Annotated in this window: 14 protein-coding genes and 2 pseudogenes; 10 read left to right on the top strand and 6 right to left on the bottom strand. The window is 58.7% G+C overall.

Going from position 1 to position 18258, the window contains the following annotated elements; genetic code table 11:
- Positions 1 to 451 precede the first annotated feature (451 nt).
- From EJ072_RS37265 to EJ072_RS06845, 6 genes and pseudogenes are all read left to right on the top strand, one after another.
- Positions 452 to 577, top strand: coding sequence for a hypothetical protein (locus EJ072_RS37265; RefSeq protein WP_281058981.1), 126 nt, complete (start codon positions 452 to 454; stop codon positions 575 to 577).
- 180 nt (positions 578 to 757) lie between these two features.
- A pseudogene (locus tag EJ072_RS06870) lies at positions 758 to 1819 on the top strand (IS91 family transposase); the annotation flags it as partial.
- Positions 1820 to 3563: 1744 nt separating this feature from the next.
- Positions 3564 to 4685 (top strand): histidinol-phosphate transaminase, encoded by a 1122-nt coding sequence (gene hisC / locus EJ072_RS06865; protein ID WP_126079061.1) that lies wholly within the window; start codon positions 3564 to 3566, stop codon positions 4683 to 4685.
- Positions 4686 to 4795: 110 nt separating this feature from the next.
- Positions 4796 to 5830 (top strand): LLM class flavin-dependent oxidoreductase, encoded by a 1035-nt coding sequence (locus EJ072_RS06860; RefSeq protein WP_095814947.1) that lies wholly within the window; start codon positions 4796 to 4798, stop codon positions 5828 to 5830.
- A gap of 493 nt (positions 5831 to 6323) precedes the next feature.
- The gene (locus EJ072_RS06850) at positions 6324 to 7004 is read left to right on the top strand and encodes a transposase (protein ID WP_245467241.1); all 681 of its coding nucleotides are present in this window, start codon (positions 6324 to 6326) and stop codon (positions 7002 to 7004) included.
- Between the two features lie 209 nt (positions 7005 to 7213).
- Positions 7214 to 7426 (top strand): cold-shock protein, encoded by a 213-nt coding sequence (locus tag EJ072_RS06845; protein WP_095777381.1) that lies wholly within the window; start codon positions 7214 to 7216, stop codon positions 7424 to 7426.
- Positions 7427 to 8494: 1068 nt separating this feature from the next.
- On the opposite strand, the pseudogene EJ072_RS36650 reads toward EJ072_RS06845, so the two are convergent.
- A pseudogene (locus EJ072_RS36650) lies at positions 8495 to 8810 on the bottom strand (transposase); the annotation flags it as partial.
- A 139-nt stretch (positions 8811 to 8949) separates the two neighbouring features.
- Between EJ072_RS36650 and EJ072_RS06835 the strand changes: the two are divergent.
- On the top strand, positions 8950 to 10002 hold the full coding sequence (locus EJ072_RS06835) for a cytochrome-c peroxidase (RefSeq protein ID WP_126079058.1): 1053 nt from the start codon (positions 8950 to 8952) through the stop codon (positions 10000 to 10002).
- Here the strand turns inward: EJ072_RS06835 and EJ072_RS06830 are convergent.
- Positions 9978 to 10337 carry a hypothetical protein gene (locus tag EJ072_RS06830; protein ID WP_126079057.1) on the bottom strand — a complete coding sequence of 120 codons (360 nt, stop codon included), beginning with the start codon at positions 10335 to 10337 and terminating at the stop codon, positions 9978 to 9980. The two genes, EJ072_RS06835 and EJ072_RS06830, sit on opposite strands and share 25 nt — an antisense overlap.
- 1906 nt (positions 10338 to 12243) lie before the next feature.
- Here EJ072_RS06830 and EJ072_RS06825 point away from each other — a divergent pair.
- From EJ072_RS06825 to EJ072_RS06815, 3 genes are all read left to right on the top strand, one after another.
- The gene (locus tag EJ072_RS06825; protein ID WP_245429452.1) at positions 12244 to 12933 is read left to right on the top strand and encodes a hypothetical protein; all 690 of its coding nucleotides are present in this window, start codon (positions 12244 to 12246) and stop codon (positions 12931 to 12933) included.
- Between the two features lie 224 nt (positions 12934 to 13157).
- On the top strand, positions 13158 to 14888 hold the full coding sequence (gene virD4 / locus EJ072_RS06820) for a type IV secretion system ATPase VirD4 (protein ID WP_095814941.1): 1731 nt from the start codon (positions 13158 to 13160) through the stop codon (positions 14886 to 14888).
- Positions 14889 to 15005: 117 nt separating this feature from the next.
- A complete protein-coding gene (locus EJ072_RS06815; RefSeq protein ID WP_245467240.1) occupies positions 15006 to 16016 on the top strand; it encodes a hypothetical protein in 1011 nt (336 codons plus the stop codon).
- Between the two features lie 442 nt (positions 16017 to 16458).
- Here the strand turns inward: EJ072_RS06815 and EJ072_RS06805 are convergent, their stop codons facing one another.
- The 4 genes from EJ072_RS06805 to EJ072_RS06790 form a co-directional block, all read right to left on the bottom strand.
- On the bottom strand, positions 16459 to 17370 hold the full coding sequence (locus EJ072_RS06805) for an SIR2 family protein (RefSeq protein WP_126079056.1): 912 nt from the start codon (positions 17368 to 17370) through the stop codon (positions 16459 to 16461).
- Positions 17371 to 17410: 40 nt separating this feature from the next.
- On the bottom strand, positions 17411 to 17623 hold the full coding sequence (gene nifT, locus EJ072_RS06800) for a putative nitrogen fixation protein NifT (RefSeq protein ID WP_126079055.1): 213 nt from the start codon (positions 17621 to 17623) through the stop codon (positions 17411 to 17413).
- Positions 17620 to 17946 (bottom strand): nitrogen fixation protein NifZ, encoded by a 327-nt coding sequence (locus tag EJ072_RS06795; RefSeq protein ID WP_126079054.1) that lies wholly within the window; start codon positions 17944 to 17946, stop codon positions 17620 to 17622. The genes nifT and EJ072_RS06795 overlap by 4 nt, the downstream gene beginning before the upstream one ends.
- A gap of 91 nt (positions 17947 to 18037) precedes the next feature.
- Complete coding sequence (locus tag EJ072_RS06790; protein WP_066993254.1) at positions 18038 to 18232, bottom strand: 4Fe-4S binding protein; 195 nt, start codon at positions 18230 to 18232, stop codon at positions 18038 to 18040.
- Positions 18233 to 18258: the final 26 nt, after the last annotated feature.

The following is an 18258-nucleotide window of genomic DNA, read 5'->3' as shown; positions in this document are numbered from 1 at the left end:
CTTGCACCAGTCAAGACGCTGCAACGGGTGAAGTTCAGTCGGATCTGCCCGTCGTTCGACATCCGGTTGAGCAAGGTCGGACGCGCGGCTTTCGCGTAGGCAGTCCGCGCGGCTTTGGCATACGACCCACTGTCGGCCGAACTGATGGACGCTATTCTGTCGGACGCGCCGTGCTGTGGCGGGAGTATTGCCGGCGACTCGATCTCGTCGCGAAGATCGTCGCGCTTAACGAGACGTGCCGGCGCCTCATTGCCATTCCCGCTGACAGCGCTGCCGCTCACTGCGGCGATCGAGGGTCAATCGCGCTTCCGCCGCTCGCGTGATGTCGCGGCCCACGTCGGCGGGTCGTCGCGGCGCCGCGGTCCGGCTCCCCGACTGATGTCCAGAACGCATCGCAAACGCTGGCGACGCGGCCGTACGGGGCACGCGCTCCGCAGGCGACGTCTGGTCGATGGCGCGCATCAAGGGCAAGAACAAGGTCAAGGGCTGGGGCCAGCCGATCGCCAAACGCTCCTCTCATCGCATGTCCCGTGCTGCAGAGGGGCGCAAACTGGCGTTGATCATGCGCGCGTTGTGAAGCGACGGAACGTTCTACGTCTGCCATCCGGCGGGAGCTTCGGCCGACACCGCGCAACGCGCGCATGGCAAGCCCGCGATCCTCTAGGCGCCTATAGATGAGCGGCGCGACGGAAATTGAAACGCATCGCGTTCGCACGGTGATGGGGCGCCATCTGACACAAGAAATCCGCTGCAGCGAATGAGGACCGATGCAGACCAGGAACGACGGAACGCACGTTATTGCCTGCGGCCGCGCCGATCTCGACACGTCCGGACCGTCGAGGCCTGCGAGGACTGCGGCCAGTGGCGCATCGCCTACAACTCCTGCCGCAACCGGCATTGTCCCGAGTGCCAAGGCGCGGCGGCGCGGACATGGCTTGCCGAGCGGAAGGCCGACCTGCTGCCGGTGGGCTACTTCCATGTCGTGTTCACGCTGCCGGCCGAGGTCGCCGACATCGCCTTCCACAACAAGGCGGCGGTCTACGACCTGCTGTTCAAGGCGGCGTCGGAGACGATGCTGATCATCGCCGCTGATCCGAAGCACCTCGGCGCGCGCATCGGCATCACCGCCGTGCTCCACACATGGGGCTCGGCAATGACGCACCATCCCCATGTCCACATGATCGTGCCGGGCGGTGACATCGCGCTCGACGGGAGGGTCTCCTCGCGAGCGGCCTTCCTGCTGCCGGTGAAGGTGCTCGGCAAGCTCTTTCGCCGCCTGTTCCTCACCCGGCTGCTCACGCTGCACGACGCTGGCCGGCTCGCCTTCTTCGGATCGATGGCGCACCTCGCCAAGCGACGGGCGTTCCTACGCCACCTGTCCCCGGTCAGGAAGAAGCGCTGGGTGGTCTACGCCAAGCCGCCCTTCGCCGGTCCTGAGGCGGTGCTAGCCTATCTGTCGCGCTATACGCACCGGGTCGCCATCACGAACCGCCGCCTGATCTGCTTCGAAGAGGCTGGCGTCACCTTCCGCTACAAGGATTATCGCCGCCCTGACGCCGACCGGCAGCAGGTCATGACGCTCGCGACCGACAAGTTCATCCGCCGCTTCCTGCTCCATGTCCTGCCGCGCGGCTTCCATCGCATCCGCCACTACGGCTTGCTCGCAGGCGGCTCTCGCAAGGACTGCCTCGCGCTCGCTCGCCAACTGTTGGCGGCCGCGCCTCCCGTCACGAACGATCCTCCGGCGGAACCGGACGACTTCCGCCTGCCGTACCCGTGTTGTGGCGGACGCATGATCCTCATCGAGGTGTTCGAACGCTGCAGGCAGCCGCGCGGACCGCCGGGCGCACGGACGACGAACCGGGAGACCGCCCCAACCGGCATGGCCCGTTTGGCCACACGACCGCGCTGCGTCGGCGCCGGTCAACGGAAACACATGTGCGCTTCGCTGTGGCGCCGGTCGCCCGGCACCCGAACCCCAGCGTCGTTATCGACAGGCTTCCCGACCCGGTCGGAAAGCTGCTTCCTCGACGCGCTGACAGCACCGAGCGCGGACGTTCGCGACAGTCGCTGGCACACCTCGAAACACAAATCCCCATAGCTCACCGCCCGCTGCCCGCGGGTTCCTGCATGAGAGGCTGCTTTCGGGCATCGGCACAGCGTAACTGAGTGGCTGATATGCTGAAGGGTTTCGGGTGGCTTTCGTACGCCTGACGGCACACAGAGCAATGGATTAAGCAAAACTCTCCGCTCCCTGGCCGCCGCACGCGCCTTCGGTGAACAAGCCGAGGAAACTGCCTTCGCTGATTTCGGCGGTCGTGAAGAGCAGGAATCGGCCATCATATAGGGTGCCCGCATTCTTGCGGAAAACCATGTTCAGACCGATTTTCGGAGATCGGCCGAGAGGTTTGTCAGGTTATCGCCTTCGCCTTTATGCTTGAGTGAGCCGAACCGGATGCCATTCTCGACAATGAATTCGATGTCGTCGTCCTTTTCGAGACCTTAGGTTCGGGGAGACACATCGGGGCGAATTGACCCGATCAACATGAACTTGGAACAACCATGACGCGGCAAAGGTGCTATCATGCGTCCACTGACCTCCGCCCGAGGCCATCCTGCACCGAACGGTCTCGCCAGCAATCAGTTAGACCCTGGTAGGCCACGCCGAGGACTGCCTTATTGCTTTCGACCGCGATTTCATGCGGCACGCTGATGGAATTCTATCATGAGCGCCGAGTTTCCTTTCGCAAATGAAAGAAAGCTCGATTGACTCTCCTGCCCCATTCCGGTCTGTTGAATCAACGTGCGGTTGCGGCGTGCAGAAGCCAGTCGACGGTCGCGATCCATGAAAGGAAAGCCATGCGCCTGCCATCGCCCCGCTGTGCACCCGACCACGTTCTGGCGCCCCGACTTATAGCCCGGACGTTTTTCGCGCTTGCCCGTGATCAGGTGACCGACCTCGAAACCCGCAATTGCATGCAGCGGACATGCGTACTAGCGCGGGGCCGTCGATGGGCAGAAACTACTTCGCCTGCACCACGGACAGTGTTTTTCCGCGGCGTCGTGGAAGAGCGGATCGGGCAACATGGTTGGTGCAACGGGGGCCGACGATGCCAGCAGGCCGGCCACACCGCCGAATGAGGCTGCTCCTTGGGCCGCCGCTACGGGGGTCCCGCCCGTCGTCAGCGATCAGAAACCGCTGGCGCCCGCCAGCGAAGCCTCGTTAAAGGTGCGAGTAGGTGAGATCGCGAGCGTGTCATCGCGGCCATGGAAAGATGTGGGGCAGTGCAGGCAAAGGCGGCGCCTGCTTGGACCGACGCCGCGCCACATTGGGTACACGCTGAGGAAATACTGCATCAAGCGTCCTTGAAAGGACCACCGAGGCACCATGACGAGTAGATGCGGACCTGAGCGTCGGCGTCAATTCGACCGGGACGACAGCCCGCCCGAGCTCACGGTGTCAATATGCTGACAGAGGCGGTGTAAACGTACCGTCAGTCGGCCAACTGCTCTCGACCATCGGTTCATCCCGGATTCCCTCTGCGACCGACACGGAGAAAAACATGTCCGATGCAAAACTGCAGAGTGTGCTCTCGTCCCTTTCTCAAGTGACGAGACAGTTAGATCCTCTGCCATCCAATAGAGCAGCGCCGGATGCAAGTTGGGTAAAACTAAATACGAATGAGAATCCATTCCCGCTTCCAAATATCATAATGCAAAGTGCGATTTCGGCTCTCGAACGCCAATATCTATATCCAGAAGACGATAACATCAGCTTGAGGGAAGCCGCCGCAAACGCCTACAGCGTCTCCGTGGATCAGGTGATCGCTGGTAACGGATCGTCTGAACTGCTTGGACTTGTCTACAGAGCTTTTCTTGCTTCGGGAGATAGCGTGGCGATGATGTCGCCAGGGTTTTCGTTCAACCGCAAACTTGCCATGTTGCAGGGTGCTCAATTTCTCGAAATCGAGTTTAGCGAAGATCATTCCTTGCCGATGGAGCAATTGCTCTTCGGTCCTGCAAAGGACGCCAAGTTCATTCTGTTGGCCAATCCGAACAATCCGACCGGAACGTTCATTCCGGTGGCCCATATCGAGCGCCTGCTGGCGAAATCGGACCGCTTGATCGTGCTGGATGAGGCCTACGTCGACTTTGCACCCGAGAATGGTCTGCGCCTCATCAATCGTTATTCGAACCTTCTGGTCCTTAGAACATTTTCTAAAAGCTATGCTGCCGCGGGCATTCGCGTCGGTTTTGGTTTCGGTCACCCCGAAATTATTGGCAGGCTACGCAACATCCAGAACGTCTTCAACATGAATGTGATCGGGCATGCGATTGGTATCAGCGTCCTTGCGCATCGCGCCGCCTATGCAGACAATCACAAACAAATCAAGCATCAACGACAGCGAGTGACGCTCGCGCTATCGCAACTTGGATTTTCCGTAACGCCTTCCCACACAAACTTCTTGCTAGCCCGCGTGCCCGCACCGGACGGCTCATGGTGGCAATCAGCCTTTGCAAAGGAAAAAATACTTGTTGCTTACTTTCCCGATAAAGGCTTGGAAAATCACATCCGCGTCAGCATCGGTACAAAAGAGCACATGGATGCTTTTCTCAGTGCTGCTGGGCATATTAGTAGGGCACTTAAGATGCCAGCATCAACACCTCATCTAGCACGGGGCTAGTCTCGGCGTCGTCAGTCAAATAATCAACGCGATACGTGGCGGAAAGACGTTTGAATTGCTTGTGACATGCAGGCAGTGGGGCTTGTCGTTTAAAATCTGGAGAAAATTTGATGAATAAGATCTTTCCTTCAGACCTAGCTGTCGGCATCTTCGATCATCTGGACGAGGACGGCCTTGATATAGCCCGACAATACGAAGATCGCCTGAAGTTAGCGGAGGCGTGCGATCAGCTTGGGTTCTATGCATATCATCTCGCAGAGCACCATTGTACCCCACATGGGAGAGGTCCATCACCGAATCTGTTCTTGTCGAGCGTAGCCCAACGAACCCGACGCCTTCGTGTGGGTCCATTGGTAATGCTGCTCGCCCTCTATCATCCGCTACGTGCGTTCGAAGAGATCTGTATGCTGGATCAATTGAGCGGTGGCAGGCTCGAACTTGGGATAGGGCGCGGCTCGCTCCCGATCGAATTAGGTTATTTTGGGATTGGCTCGGACGCGGCGCCAGACCACTATGCGGAAGCCAGCGAAATTCTTATGAATGCGCTGAAAGGCGGCACGCTATCTTATCAAGGCCGCCATTTCGAGTTGAACAGCGTTCCGCTGACGCTAAGAGCTCATCAGCGTCCGCATCCGCCGACTTGGATCGCCACGAACCGACCCGAACCAGCAGCCTGGGCCGCTGCGAATGGCGTGAACATCGCGTGCGTGGGACATTCCTCTTCCGTTCGCAGAATTACTGATGCCTTCCGCGCCGGTCGAGAGCACACCAGCGACGCGGGCGACCAAGCGCCATTTCTTGGATTGCTCCGAATGGTCGTGATTGGGCGTTCTGAAACGGATGCACGTTCACTCGCCGCACCTGCTTACGAACGGTGGCTTAAGAGCTTTAAATTCCTTTACGATCTCAACGCCATGCCGACTCCACCAAACCTGCCGCTGACTTTCGATGCGGCAATCGAGAAGGAATTGTGCGTAGTAGGAACGGCAGCTTCTGCGGGACAAGCTCTTCTTGACCAGCTGGAAAAGGCAGGTGCAAACTACCTCCTTTGTCAACTTGCATTTGGGAATCTGTCGTTAGATGCTTCCCTATATACGGCAGCGGCAATTCAATCGGCAATTATGGCTCGAGTTGACCGACCTTGATGCGGCAGCACTCCTTAAGACGCGTCCATCATGGATTCTGTCCATGTGCTCCTGAATCCGACGGAGCACGCATTCGGTCACAGCCAAGCCGACAATAGGGCGACACTCTTTGCGACTGAGCGCGGAAGATTGATCCCTGACAAGTTGACCGTAACACGGTGATCCACCATCAGAATATGAAAGAGAGGGTCTCCACTGTCGGCGCCGAAGCGACCTTCCGAAGTTATGAATTTGCCAGTAAAGTCACGTGGTGATCAGCTTGGGGTCAACCTTCGGCGCTTGCTCACAATCAATCGAGCGATGGGGCGAAAGTTCACAGCGGCAGCCTACCTGCTCACAAGCTTCATAAAAACGGTCTGTTCAGGGTGTGAATAGCCAGCAGGCTTGCTCGTGCCGTCGGATGCATATAGCTCGGGCGACAGCAGAAGGGCCAGACGTTCGTTCGTCGTCTGCCGCGACTTCCGCTTAATGCGTGTCCAACAAGGAAGAAATTATGAGGCGGCAGACCCGACCGTTCACCGTGGAGATAAGACAGAAGCGCAGTTCTCAAAAACGGGGTCGTTCCATCTGGAGCGATGTCGATCTCTCCGCAGCAATGGCCGAGACAACAAGGGAACTAGAGGAGATGGAGTTCCCAAATCGTCGCCTTGTTGACTCTAGTGCCGTAGCGCTTGATGCTGAACCCATGCCGAAACCGCGAGCGGAGCATCTCATGGCAAATCCCTTGGACGCTGAATCAGTAATAACTGCAACGGAACCGGCAGCCAAAGGGGAGACGCCTGGAAAGAAGGTAGCCGCACGGTTGCGGAAGGCGAAGGCTGAGTCTAGGCAGCCTGCTGGGAAGAATGCTGCCAATACGGCGCCTCAGGCGGAGGAAGCACCAGCAGTGGCCGTGCGGACTCGGAAGATTTACTCTGCAAAGGAGCGTCCCCAGATGCTCGCCCAGATAGAGAAGTCTATCAGTGGCGGCGCCACTCACAAAGCTGCCGTAAAGCAGGCCGGCATCTCGGAACAGACCTACTATCAATGGAAGAAGGCTGCGCAGCCTGCATCGGATGGTGACAATCTGAAGGACCTCGTGGCGCTTGAGGAAGAAAACAAGCGACTGAAGAGCCTGCTCGCGGAACGCTTGCGCAAGGAGAACGCGGAACTCAAGAGGAAACTGGGGTTGTAATAACGTTGAATCGCAGACCGGAGCGATGCGTATTCGGTCGCCGACGCTGTCCGAGCGCTCATCGTTTGGTCCAACGCCCGAGGTCGCGAGCCGCTTTGCGATTGAGCGGGGCTTTTGCATTTTCGCTTTTGCTGCTCCTGAAATCTCGGATATGAAGCGGAATGGCTTATGGCCTGCTCACATCGACATGGTTACAAAGGAATACGATTATGGCGACCGGAACGGTAAAGTGGTTCAACAGCACCAAGGGATTTGGATTTATCCAGCCCGACAATGGCGGTCAGGATGTTTTCGTCCACATTTCGGCTGTCGAGCGAGCGGGCCTTTCGACCCTTAATGAAGGCCAGAAGATCAACTACGAGATCGAACAGGACCGTCGTACCGGCAAGTCCTCCGCTGGCAGTCTCAGCAAAGCTGGCTGAACTTTCTGCGTCTGCCCGTCAAGAGCCGGGCAGACGTGCCACCGACCGCTCGCAAAGAGCGGCAAGAACATGGATCCCGTAGCGGGGGCAGCAGATTGTGGGAAGCTGCTAGTTCCTACTGAAACAAGATGTTGTGCGGGGGCAGGTTCCCGGTTTCTCATGTTGTGCTGTGAACCTCGCCATTGTGCTTGTTCCTGGGATGTGGGTCTGACGCTCTCTCGATCGAGTGTGGCCGGAGAATGAACGAGCAATTCAAGCGGCCTCCAGCGATTGACACCTCGGGGATCAAGAGGGCCGGGTACATTGGCCCCGACGGTACTTGGACCATCAAGCAGAGCAAAACCTCAGTTATGTACTGAAGATGTTCTCAAAGGAAAATTTATTCGTTCTCAACATCTATGAGCGTCCGACATGCGAGCGACTGGACACCCATCAGTATGTCATCGATGTCGCTGGACATGTTTCGACGAACCCGGCGCTGGCTGCGTTGGCGGCGATCGATGGCATTAGGATTCTGGGATCGTACCCACGTCTTTACTAGCTATTAGACGTCATGTTCCCAGGCGGAGAACGATGGCCCGCCCTTCGTGCGATCAAAAGCGAGGATTGCTTTTCGGCGTGTTGAAGTCAGCGCTTCTTGAGCTTTTCCGCTTCGCGGGCATCTGAGGTCTTTCGCTGGTCTTGCTTCTCTGCGGGATCGGCGCGCGACCGTCGCCTTGACGGGAATCAGAAGGAATCAGCGGAAACAATCTCGGAAGTGTCCTGATCGTGTGATGCGATCGTACTGCAACCCTCGCGAACTCACCTCATTGATCTTCCCGCGACGCTCTTTCCACCGGCTGGTGGAACCCTACGGGGTCATCCTTGTCACGCTCGCTCTGCGACCATGTTTCATCTCCCGTGTTCGACCGTCGCTACCTGGTTTCGGCTCGGCCGTCACGCGCAAGTGGCCGGTCAAGGGTGGCCGAAGGTCAGAGTGCGCCGCGACTTGCCCTTGACAGGCCCACTGCACGCGCCGGCAGGCTGCAATGGTCGGGCGCACGACCAGGCAGCTTTCGGCATGATGTCTTGTCGCTTCCAAAGAAACTCTGTGCCGTCGCGTGACATGCGATGCATGATCACCGCCAGCCGGCGAGCCAATGCGAGCATGGCCTTCTGTCGGCCGCGCCGCCTGCACATTCATCGCCCACGCCCTCAGCCAGGATCATTTCGTCATGCGCGTTAGCAGTGCCTGCGCGGCTTCGTAAAGCAGCGTTCGCGTCATGCCGTCGCCGCAGCGGGAGTTCCGGCCAATGCGGTGGTTTTCGCCCGACTCATCGAGCACTGGCGTCAGCCCAAAGATCGCTGGGATCGCCTTGCAGTAGCGAGAGCGGGCCGGAATTTCATGGTCGCCGTTCAGGCTGCGGCTCGATGCCGAAGAGCCCGGTCGGCAGGCCAGATTCGCTCGATCCGCTGATCTAGCGCAAGGCGTCAGCGAACCGCATGTGGAGAATGGTTGCCTGCTCACCGCAAGGAAACCATTTATGAAAATGCTATTCACTGCGACGGCCCTTGCCTTTCTGGTGGCCACTGCAGTTGCTGCGCAACTGATCCCAGTAGATCTCAGACAAATGGCACTGGCCACATTCAAGCCTTTGCCATCCAGGCCGGCGGTCGCCGACAACCCGATCACACCGGAGAAGATTGCCCTCGGCAAGGCACTGTTCTTCGATCCGCGCCTCTCCTCGTCAGGCGTCTTCTCGTGCAACTCGTGCCATAACTTGGCGACCGGAGGCGACGACAATCGCGAAACGTCGATAGGCCACGGTTGGCAGATGGGATCGCGCAATGCGCCGACGGTATTTAATGCTGTCTTCAACAAAGGGCAGTTTTGGGATGGTCGCGCCGCGGACCTGAAGGCTCAGGCCAAAGGACCCATACAGGCCGGTGCCGAAATGGCCAACACACCGGATCAAGTCATCGACACGGTTAAGTCGATGCCGCAGTACGTCGAGTGGTTCAATTCTGCTTTCCCGGATGAAGTGGATCGCATTTCCTTCGATAACGTTGCTAAAGCAATCGAAGCCTATGAGGCGACACTGATCACGCCGGCCCCCTTCGACGCCTTTCTCAATGGCAATGATGCCGCCATCAGTTCCGAACAGAAACAGGGCCTGGCGCTTTTCATCGAAAAGGGCTGCTCGTCTTGCCATTCCGGTATTAACGTTGGAGGCGAAGGGTATTACCCATTCGGCCTCGTTGAGAAGCCCAGCGCGGATGTTCTGCCCGAGTACGACAAGGGCAGATTTGCCGTCACCAATGCAGCTGACGATTCCTATGTTTTCCGCGTGGCACCGCTGCGGAACGTAGCAATCACGGCGCCGTACTTTCATTCGGGCAAGGTTTGGGACCTGAGACAGGCCGTCGCCACCATGGGGACCACCCAGCTCGGCGAAGACTTAACGGGATACGAAGTCGACCGGATCGTTGCCTTCCTTAGTTCACTGACCGGAAAGCTACCCGAGATATCTTATCCCGTCTTACCCGCTGAAACGGCGACAACACCTCGACCTCAATCGCAGATCTTGAGAAAATAGCGAACGCGTCGGGCGCGTGAGCATTTGATTTCCGTCATTGACTGGGCCAATTGCCACCAGCGCGACGTCATCGGATCGGGCCGCGATGCGTCGGGCGAAGATGGGAGAGCGCAGGTGGCTGGGGCAATAACTTTGCACCCAGCCGCGTTGGGTGAAGGCAGACCGGACACCAGCTGCTCGCCGAAATGCTGCACCATGTCGTTTCGTTCGAAGTCGCCGTGCACCAGCACGTCCGGCTCGATGTCCTCCTGCCAGAGGATCTCCGCCTCAGTCTCCTTCTTCAACGTCTGGTCACATTTGACAGGCGCGTGTTGGAAACGGTGATTCCCTGACACACATCGCCACCGTTTAGCCGCGCAGTGAACCTAATTTTCCACGAGGTAGCCGGCGTTGCCTGAGACGGTTCGGTCCGGCACCGGCTCAAACCCAGCCCCCTGCGCAAGGGTCGGTGCCGGATCGATCCACCCTGCAGCTCTTGCTTCGAGGAAGCAGGTGCTATGCCCGAACTGCAAATGGCGTGCTTCAAAAGCAAGCTGATCCGCTCTATTGATCGATACTGGTTCCCGATTTCGCAGCCCGCCAAAGACCTACACAGCCAGGGATTTGGGGCGGTCTCGGCCGGCAGGGGAGACGCATCTCGGGCCGGATCAGGCCAGAGGGGGAATCAAAGCGACCCAAGCTCGCATTGGGCGAGCCGCTCACGCTGGTGCCCGCTCGGGATACGGCCCCGTCGTTCCGATCAGCGGCTCAAGCCGGCAAGGAGGCTGCCCGCAAATGCGGAGCGCAGAACGGCTTCGAATGCTTCAGCTACAGCTTTTGCGCGCCATCCCGCTCCCGCCAACAGGCCTGTTAGAACCAGCATGGCCGGTGGATGGGTGACGGTCGAAGCGGGAAACTGACCCTGACGGCGCGAGGAACTGACCCTCTCTTTGTGAGTCCTGCCGTCGAGGGGCGATGCAGGGTAACCGGCGCCCCCGGCAAAGGGATATGCGTTTCCGTTGGCGCGCGCCGGATAGCGCGATCTGCCTTCGGCAGAGTGCTTGGTGCATCGGGTGGCGAGGTAAGCGCTGAAATCGCGATCAGCCAGGGCGGCAAGACTTGCCTCCCTATAGTGACCGAATCGACTGAGCTTGCGTTGGTTTGCCGCAGAGATTGTCCTTCATACCCTCCAGAAACGGGACGAGTTTGCCTGTAAGGGCGGCGACCCTTTGCCGAAAATGAGAACCGCCTAGATCCGGCAACCTATTTCCAGCAACTACCATATTCGGCGAGGCGCGGCGGCCACGCCACATATCTAAACCGATCGCGAGATCGTCGCACTGCTGGGGCGCTGCGACAATCGCAACCGATCAACCTCCATAACACGGGCCAACAATGCCTCGTTATGAGGTATCCACAGGCGCAGCGGCCTGTTCTCATCCGGTTGCAAGCAGCGCCGCGACAAATCATGTTGCTCCGGAGCTGGCACTTCTCGTTGAGAGAACCCGGCGGCCCAAGGCATTGAAATTGAAGATGTCGCGATTGCGTCTAGAGCTGCGATCGGCTCGCTCGGTCTAGCCCGCGGGCAGGACGGACGGACCGGCCCCGGTCGCCAGCGCTGGCCCCGACTGCCGCTGCACGACAGGCGGCGTCGAGGAGGGGCGGCGTTGCGCGCGGGGCTGTGCAAATAGCCGAGCGGGTCGCGACTGATTTGCTTGCAAGGGGAGGAGGACAGCCCGGGTGATTGGCTGGAAAAGGCGATGGTCGTCATCGAAACGCTCGAGCATATAGGAGAAGCTGCTGCGGACGACATCATGCCGGGGTTTTCCAACGGCGGTAGGAGCAGGCGAAAGAGGCCGCATCTGCCGTGCCATTCGTGCCGTCAGGCTGCGAAACATGCATGCCTTTGAGGCCAACTTCATCATATTTCTTTGGCTTAGACCGGCTCTCGGCGTGACGCAGAGAGCGGGGAGAAGCCTCTGCGAGACTACAAGTGTAACACCATATTGGTTTAGCAGATCAAGCTTGGGTGGTAACCTCATGGGGTAGAGAAACGCCTTTGGAGGCCGATCAATGGATCGCGATAGCAGACCAAAACGTGCAGCCGGAAGTTCATCCCGCGACGGGAGGAGGGCCGAGGAACAGCGCAACCACGATGGCCTTCCAGGGGGGCCACTGACCAATGTTGCCGAACGGTTAGTAACCGCTAACCCGCGCGATACAGCACGCGATCTTGGGAGCTTCAAATCCGCCGAGAGGCAAATGCGACGTGCCGTTCAGGACGTGGCACCCGGGCAAGAATCTGACCTCGGCAGATTTGATAGGCGCAACAACCAGCTCGGACGAGCAGCCAACGATCTGGTCGACAGATTGACGGCCGGGCTGGGGTTCAACTCGGATGATGTAGCATTGTTCCAAGTCCAAGCGGCTAGTAATGTAGGCCATTTTCTAGGGCCCCAGAAGCAGACTGCTCTTGTTAATCGCATTGGCAACATGGACCCAATGGAGCAAGCTCTAGGGGTTATGTTTGTGGCGCAAAACTTCAGTAAGTTTAATGACCAAAATAAATCGCGCATTTTTGAGCAGGCCATTGAATTGGCTGCTGATCCTCATCAGCACCACATGGTCAAGGTGACCGCCCAAAATGCCATTGTGACCGCGTATCACCAGCTGGACGCAAATCAGCAAGCGCAAGCTAACTCACTTCCCGACCTGCATGGCCTGTTGCAGAACATGCCTCCGCCGCGGCATGCAGCAGAGGAACGGAGTGTGAATTTGGACGACCGCATAGCAGGTATTGCGGCTTCAGTCCGTGATACAGTAGGACCGCAAACCTCCCATGAACAGCTGCGGCGAGGTGGCCAAGTCGGGCAGTCCATAAGCCAAGCCTACAATCACGCCCGAGAGGATCTAATGGCTGCTTCCAGAAGCAGAGATCGCTCCGGCCGTTGAGGTCTTGGCCGTGGTAAGTGACGCTTACTGCCCGATCCGTGCACGGCCTTGCCCTTTCCACTTCGCTGGCCGTTGACGCACCTGCTTTAGGGTAACTTTCAAAAACAACGTCTGCTGGGTGGTGCGATGCAAGCATCCCCCCGCTCCGGCATTGATCTGTCGAGCGGCGACATCGGGACGTCGGTTCAGTGTCTGAAAGCAAGCGCAGCATTAGCTACCGAACGATGGCTTCAACAAAAACGACCCCCAACATAGCTCTTAGCATCGCGTGCTCGCTCGCCTTGGGCTTCTGCGCGGCAAGTTTGTACGCGACGTTCCGCCACTGGCGTAGCGGCGCGGCTTTGATGACGTTTGACGTCCGGGCCTTTTGGTTTGAGACGCCCTTCTATCTGGGTTTCGCGACCCCCGTCTTCTATCGGGGCGTAGCTATCGTGCTTTCAACGTCCGCGGTGGTGTTGCTGATTCAGCAGATCGTAACACGGCGCAACCTCGAACATCACGGGACGGCGCGCTGGGCGCGAGTGGATGAGATGAGACGCCCGGGTTTTCTACGACGATACCGTGGCGTAACAGGCCCGGTATTTGGCAAGACGAGTGGCCCTTTCTGGCCTGGCTACTACCTAACCAATGGCGAGCAGCCTCACAGCCTTATCGTCGCACCGACCCGTGCTGGTAAGGGCGTCGGCATAGTCATTCCAACGCTACTTACATTCAAGGGCTCGGTTATAGCTCTCGACGTCAAAGGGGAGCTCTTTGAGCTTACCTCGAGGGCGCGCCAGGCTGCCGGCGCCGAGGTGTTCAAATTTGCGCCGCTGGATTCTGAGCGGCGCACGAATTGCTTTAATCCGTTATTGGACCTTATTGCGCTGCCTCCGCAGCAGCAATTCACCGAGGCCCGCCGCTTGGCGGCAAACCTAATTACGGCGAAGGGGGAGGGCGCCGAAGGTTTCGTCAACGGCGCGCGAGATCTCTTTGTGGCGGGGATCCTTGCCTGCATCGAGCGGGGCACGCCAACAATCGGCGCCGTCTATGACCTCTTCGCCCAGCCGGGGGAGAAGTTTAAGCTCTTCGCGCGACTCGCCATGGAAACCCGGAACAAAGAAGCGCAACGCATCTTCGACGACATGGCTGGGAACGATACAAAAATCCTAACTTCCTACACGTCCGTCCTTGGCGATGGCGGGCTCAATTTGTGGGCGGATCCCGCTGTAAAGGCAGCGACAAGTCGCTCAGATTTTTCGGTCTATGATCTTCGCCGTCGCAGAACGTGCATCTATCTTTGCGTTAGTCCGAACGATCTTGAGGTGGTCGCGCCTTTGGTCCGCCTGTTCTTTCAGCAAGTCGTTTCAATTCTACAGCGGTCGATGCCTCGCCAGGATGAAAAATACGAAGTCCTGTTTCTGCTCGATGAATTCAAACACTTGGGTAAGCTGGAGGCGATCGAGACCGCAATTACGACCATCGCCGGCTACAAGGGTCGCTTTATGCTCATCATCCAAAGCCTCTCGGCACTGACGGGGGCCTATGGTGAGGCTGGCAAGCAGAATTTTCTCAGCAATACGGGCCTGCAAGTGTTCATGGCGACTGCCGATGACGAGACTCCGAACTACATTTCGAAGGCCATCGGTGAATACACGTTTGAAGCCAAATCGATTTCCTACAGCCAAGCGCGAACGTTCGACTGGAACATTCAGAAGTCAAATCAAGGTGCACCGCTGTTGCGTCCGGAACAGGTTCGGCTGCTCGATGACGACTACGAGATTGTGCTCATCAAAGGTCTGCCACCATTGAAATTGAGGAAGGTGCGATATTTTTCGGATCGCATTCTGAAACGCATCTTCGAAAGCCAGGCGGGCGTCCTCCCGGAGCCGGCACCCTTGACGATAGCAGACGAGGGGCTCTCGGCAGAATCTCAACTCGATGACCCGCTGCCTGAATTGACGCAGCGACTTTGACGATACAGTTTGATGTGAGGCTAGTATGGACCCGCTAAATCGCAATCCATCCCGTGTGACAGCTTCCGTGCAGGACGCCGGCGTGGAAGAGGGGGGCAAGCGGTCCAGGCGCGGCAAATGGGCGTTGAGCAGCACCTTGCCGAGGCCCGGAGGCTGTTCGATCAAGCTGACGAATCGCCAACCAATCCAGAGGAGCTTCTGCGGCTGGAACAGGGGTTCCGCGAAGTGCTTCAGCAAGCGCAGGATGGTCAAGCCGCCTCGTCTTTTTTCAGTGGCCCAAGGATGCCCGCTGGACCGGGTGACCTCAACAGCATCGTGGCGGACGCTTTCGCAGCGACCGCCTCTGGGCACGCCGGGGTTGAGGCCGCCGCCCCGCCAGAATTAACTGCCAGCCGACAGCAGATCCGGCCCTCACCGGATCCGGGCCAGGGCGACCACCTGCCAACCGGGTGGGTCATCAACAATGAACATTCCGCGGCACAGTTGCGGCCAGCGGAGATGCAGAGGGCCCTCAATACGCCGCAAGCCGCCGTCACTCAGCAGCCGCTCAGCGAAGTCGGCGTTTCAGGCGGCCGCGTGCCGATGCATCTCCCCATGCAGCAGTTGGGTGGATGGCCATTGGAAGGGGTACCCGTTCAAGGGACAGGGTCCGAACACATCGGAAGGCTGCATGCGGAGGCCGCGCGCTCCGCATGGCCTGAGCTCCCGGCTGCGCACTCCATAAACGTTTCATTCGCCGTCCCCAAAGGCTTCTTCCATGGGGCCCAACGCGTGCCTGACGCGATGCTCTCTTTCTCGGGCCGCTATAACCTCTTGCCGGATGCGGGCAAGGCCCGGCAAGTGAGCTTTGAGCAGCACGGGGCCGACCCGCTCCAAGGTGAACCTGTCGCGAGTGGCACCCGTGATCCCTTCTATCCCCATCTCTCCGACGAACACCTGGACTTTATTGATAATGTGATCCTCCACGGGGAGGGCAACTTGGTTTTCGACACGGCGAAGCCAGACGGTACTCCGCGCAAGTTACTGGACGTAACGCGCATGCGCAATCTTGGCTGGAAAGCCAAAACCTCCCTTGGTGTCGGGTTGCGAGCGATGTATGAGGATTTTCTGCGCGTTCATGCGGCTTGACGTTGATGCACGCATCCTGGTTGGACTGCGCGGCCGACCGGGTGCAAGCTTGTTCAGTCAGGCCAAACAGAAGAGAGGGACGCATACACGCCTAGGCGGCCACAATATTGGCCTGCGCTAACGGTGCAAACCGGACCTATCCGCGACCGGCGATGCAGAGGATCAGTCGGAACCTTGCCCAAATGGGCCGCATTACCGGCCGCACCTGGAGGCTGTGCGTGAGCGCCGTCGACTCAAGCCGCCAGTTAGAACTGCTGCCGCAGCTTAGGAACCTGGCATCGCTACGAACGCCAACCGGGGCCCGCCATGCTCGGGGCATGCCTTATGGCAAGGCGGTACATGCGGTAATGGCGGACGTGGATGTATGCTGCTCGCAGCCGCAGGTGGGATCGTGTCCCCTAGGTGGTGTAGCTGACGGCCGTGCTCTCCGTCTGGGAATGGATCAAGCGATTGCACTTTTGCTTTCATGCAATGTCTTGCCCAGTCCGACCAGACGGGCCGCCGCTTGACCCGTAGGCATGTCAATGACCGTGATTGCCCTTTCTGCAAGGAAGCGCCGCTCGTTCCTGGTCAGCGTTGCTGTATCGATTGCCGCAAAATGTGGGCCATGAGAGCGCTTCATAATCTGTCGGGCATAGGTGCGTAGCATCTGATCGTTGAAGCGGCAGCCGAGGAAGAAAAGACCACGGCTGGCTCGCCGTTCCTTCACCAGGTCAGGGATCGGCGTTTGGATGTCGATTTCGCTCAGCACTTCAACGTAGTCGGAATCTGCCACGAGGAAGTTTGCGGCCGGCCTGGCACCGCCGTGAGGGGCGTAGAGAACCGTCTTCGCCGCTGGTGCGGATTCGAGTAATATCCCGGACAAATCGTAGGCTTTCGTCCAAATGTCACCGATCTCGTGCGCCCGTGTCACGCCCTGTATTTCGACGACGTCCGTTCGGCGGGCCTGTATTAGAGCCGCGCGCATGGCACCGTCGTACCAGCTGTCGACGATCACGGAGAGCGGCAGCGTTGCAAGCCAGGCATGCAAGATGGTCGGCACCACTGGGGCCGCGAATATTTCGGCCATCCAAACTTGAAGGGTCCGGCGGTGCCGGCGCTGTTCGATATACTGCGCTACCGACCACATGTTGGTGCGAATCTTCGAAGGGGCCGGCGTGCGCTTGTTGAGCGCTGCGGCAACGGCTTCGGGGGTATGCGGTACGGGCGGTCCCGCGGAGCGGATCTCAAGCAGACCTGGGCCGAGATAGGGGATGACCTCGTCGGCCGCGAGCGCTTTCTTCAAAAGGTCAAGCTGCCTTTCGGCAAAACTGTCCCGAACGACCACGAGGTGGCCTGAGGTCATTGTGTTCATGCTCGTATCCCTTTGCCGCTCTCTTGTGTCAACCCGACGGTCAGTCCTCGTCGGAAATCTTCCTTGCCTCCACGGTAATCGGCAAAGGCGTATCCCGCGGAAGGTCGGGCAGGACTAACCGCCAGCCGTTCTTCAGCGTCACAGCTCCACCCCATAAGTGTTCGTTGTCGACCTTGATGATCGGCTCTTCGATATCCTTTTTGGGAATATATGCCGACAAGCCAGCACCGGTCCTGCGGATCATTACCTTCATCCGGCCGTTCCTTCGTCAAACCCAGCGCCGATTTCGGCAGTGCAAGCAATCCCAGCCGTATCAAGGCTCATGAGTTCACGTGCACGCATGCCGACGACGGTGCCGCGATCGACCCATTCCACCGCATAGATGTAGAACTGCTGGAGAAAGGTGCCGATGTCGCGCACATAGCCTTGATCGCCCTTGCGCACCAGGTTTTCGCCGATCTCCTTGCCAGGATAGGTGCCGTCATTTTTTACGTGGCGAATGGCGCGGACACGCTCACCCGGCATGAATCGCGGGGGTGAACGGATTTCGACGTCCTGATCGCGTCCGAGGCTCATGGCCGTTCCTTTCTCGCGGCTGCAGCTTTTCAACAGCGGATCAATGGTCCGGCGCAGGCGCCTCGACCGTGTCGGTGGCCGAAATGGAGGTTCAGGCGGGGACGCAAGTCTTCGACACCGGACATACCGAGGCGCATTGCTGCGTTTCGAAGGCCCCCTCGCATTCGGTGCACTTTTTCGGATCGATCACGTAGGCCTCGCCCTTGAACTTGATCGCTCCGGAAGGGCATTCAAACTCGCAAGCGCCGCACTGGGTACATTGGGAAGCGATGATCTTAAAGGCCATTTTCAACTCCGGTTCGGTTGGAATGA

Origin of the sequence: Mesorhizobium sp. M2A.F.Ca.ET.046.03.2.1 (assembly GCF_003952425.1) — a bacterium.
Lineage (GTDB): Bacteria > Pseudomonadota > Alphaproteobacteria > Rhizobiales > Rhizobiaceae > Mesorhizobium.
Note: the sequence above shows the minus strand (reverse complement) of the source record. Positions and strands in the feature narration are given on the sequence as shown.

What these genes read in the sequence shown, in the direction of transcription:
- EJ072_RS37265 (WP_281058981.1), top strand. Translation starts at nt 452, where the DNA reads ATGGCGCGCATCAAGGGCAAGAACAAGGTCAAGGGCTGGGGCCAGCCG.
- hisC (WP_126079061.1), top strand. Translation starts at nt 3,564, where the DNA reads ATGTCCGATGCAAAACTGCAGAGTGTGCTCTCGTCCCTTTCTCAAGTG.
- EJ072_RS06860 (WP_095814947.1), top strand. Translation starts at nt 4,796, where the DNA reads ATGAATAAGATCTTTCCTTCAGACCTAGCTGTCGGCATCTTCGATCAT.
- EJ072_RS06850 (WP_245467241.1), top strand. Translation starts at nt 6,324, where the DNA reads ATGAGGCGGCAGACCCGACCGTTCACCGTGGAGATAAGACAGAAGCGC.
- EJ072_RS06845 (WP_095777381.1), top strand. Translation starts at nt 7,214, where the DNA reads ATGGCGACCGGAACGGTAAAGTGGTTCAACAGCACCAAGGGATTTGGA.
- EJ072_RS06835 (WP_126079058.1), top strand. Translation starts at nt 8,950, where the DNA reads ATGAAAATGCTATTCACTGCGACGGCCCTTGCCTTTCTGGTGGCCACT.
- EJ072_RS06825 (WP_245429452.1), top strand. Translation starts at nt 12,244, where the DNA reads ATGCGACGTGCCGTTCAGGACGTGGCACCCGGGCAAGAATCTGACCTC.
- virD4 (WP_095814941.1), top strand. Translation starts at nt 13,158, where the DNA reads ATGGCTTCAACAAAAACGACCCCCAACATAGCTCTTAGCATCGCGTGC.
- EJ072_RS06815 (WP_245467240.1), top strand. Translation starts at nt 15,006, where the DNA reads ATGGGCGTTGAGCAGCACCTTGCCGAGGCCCGGAGGCTGTTCGATCAA.
- EJ072_RS06805 (WP_126079056.1), bottom strand. Translation starts at nt 17,370, where the DNA reads ATGAACACAATGACCTCAGGCCACCTCGTGGTCGTTCGGGACAGTTTT.
- nifT (WP_126079055.1), bottom strand. Translation starts at nt 17,623, where the DNA reads ATGAAGGTAATGATCCGCAGGACCGGTGCTGGCTTGTCGGCATATATT.
- EJ072_RS06795 (WP_126079054.1), bottom strand. Translation starts at nt 17,946, where the DNA reads ATGAGCCTCGGACGCGATCAGGACGTCGAAATCCGTTCACCCCCGCGA.
- EJ072_RS06790 (WP_066993254.1), bottom strand. Translation starts at nt 18,232, where the DNA reads ATGGCCTTTAAGATCATCGCTTCCCAATGTACCCAGTGCGGCGCTTGC.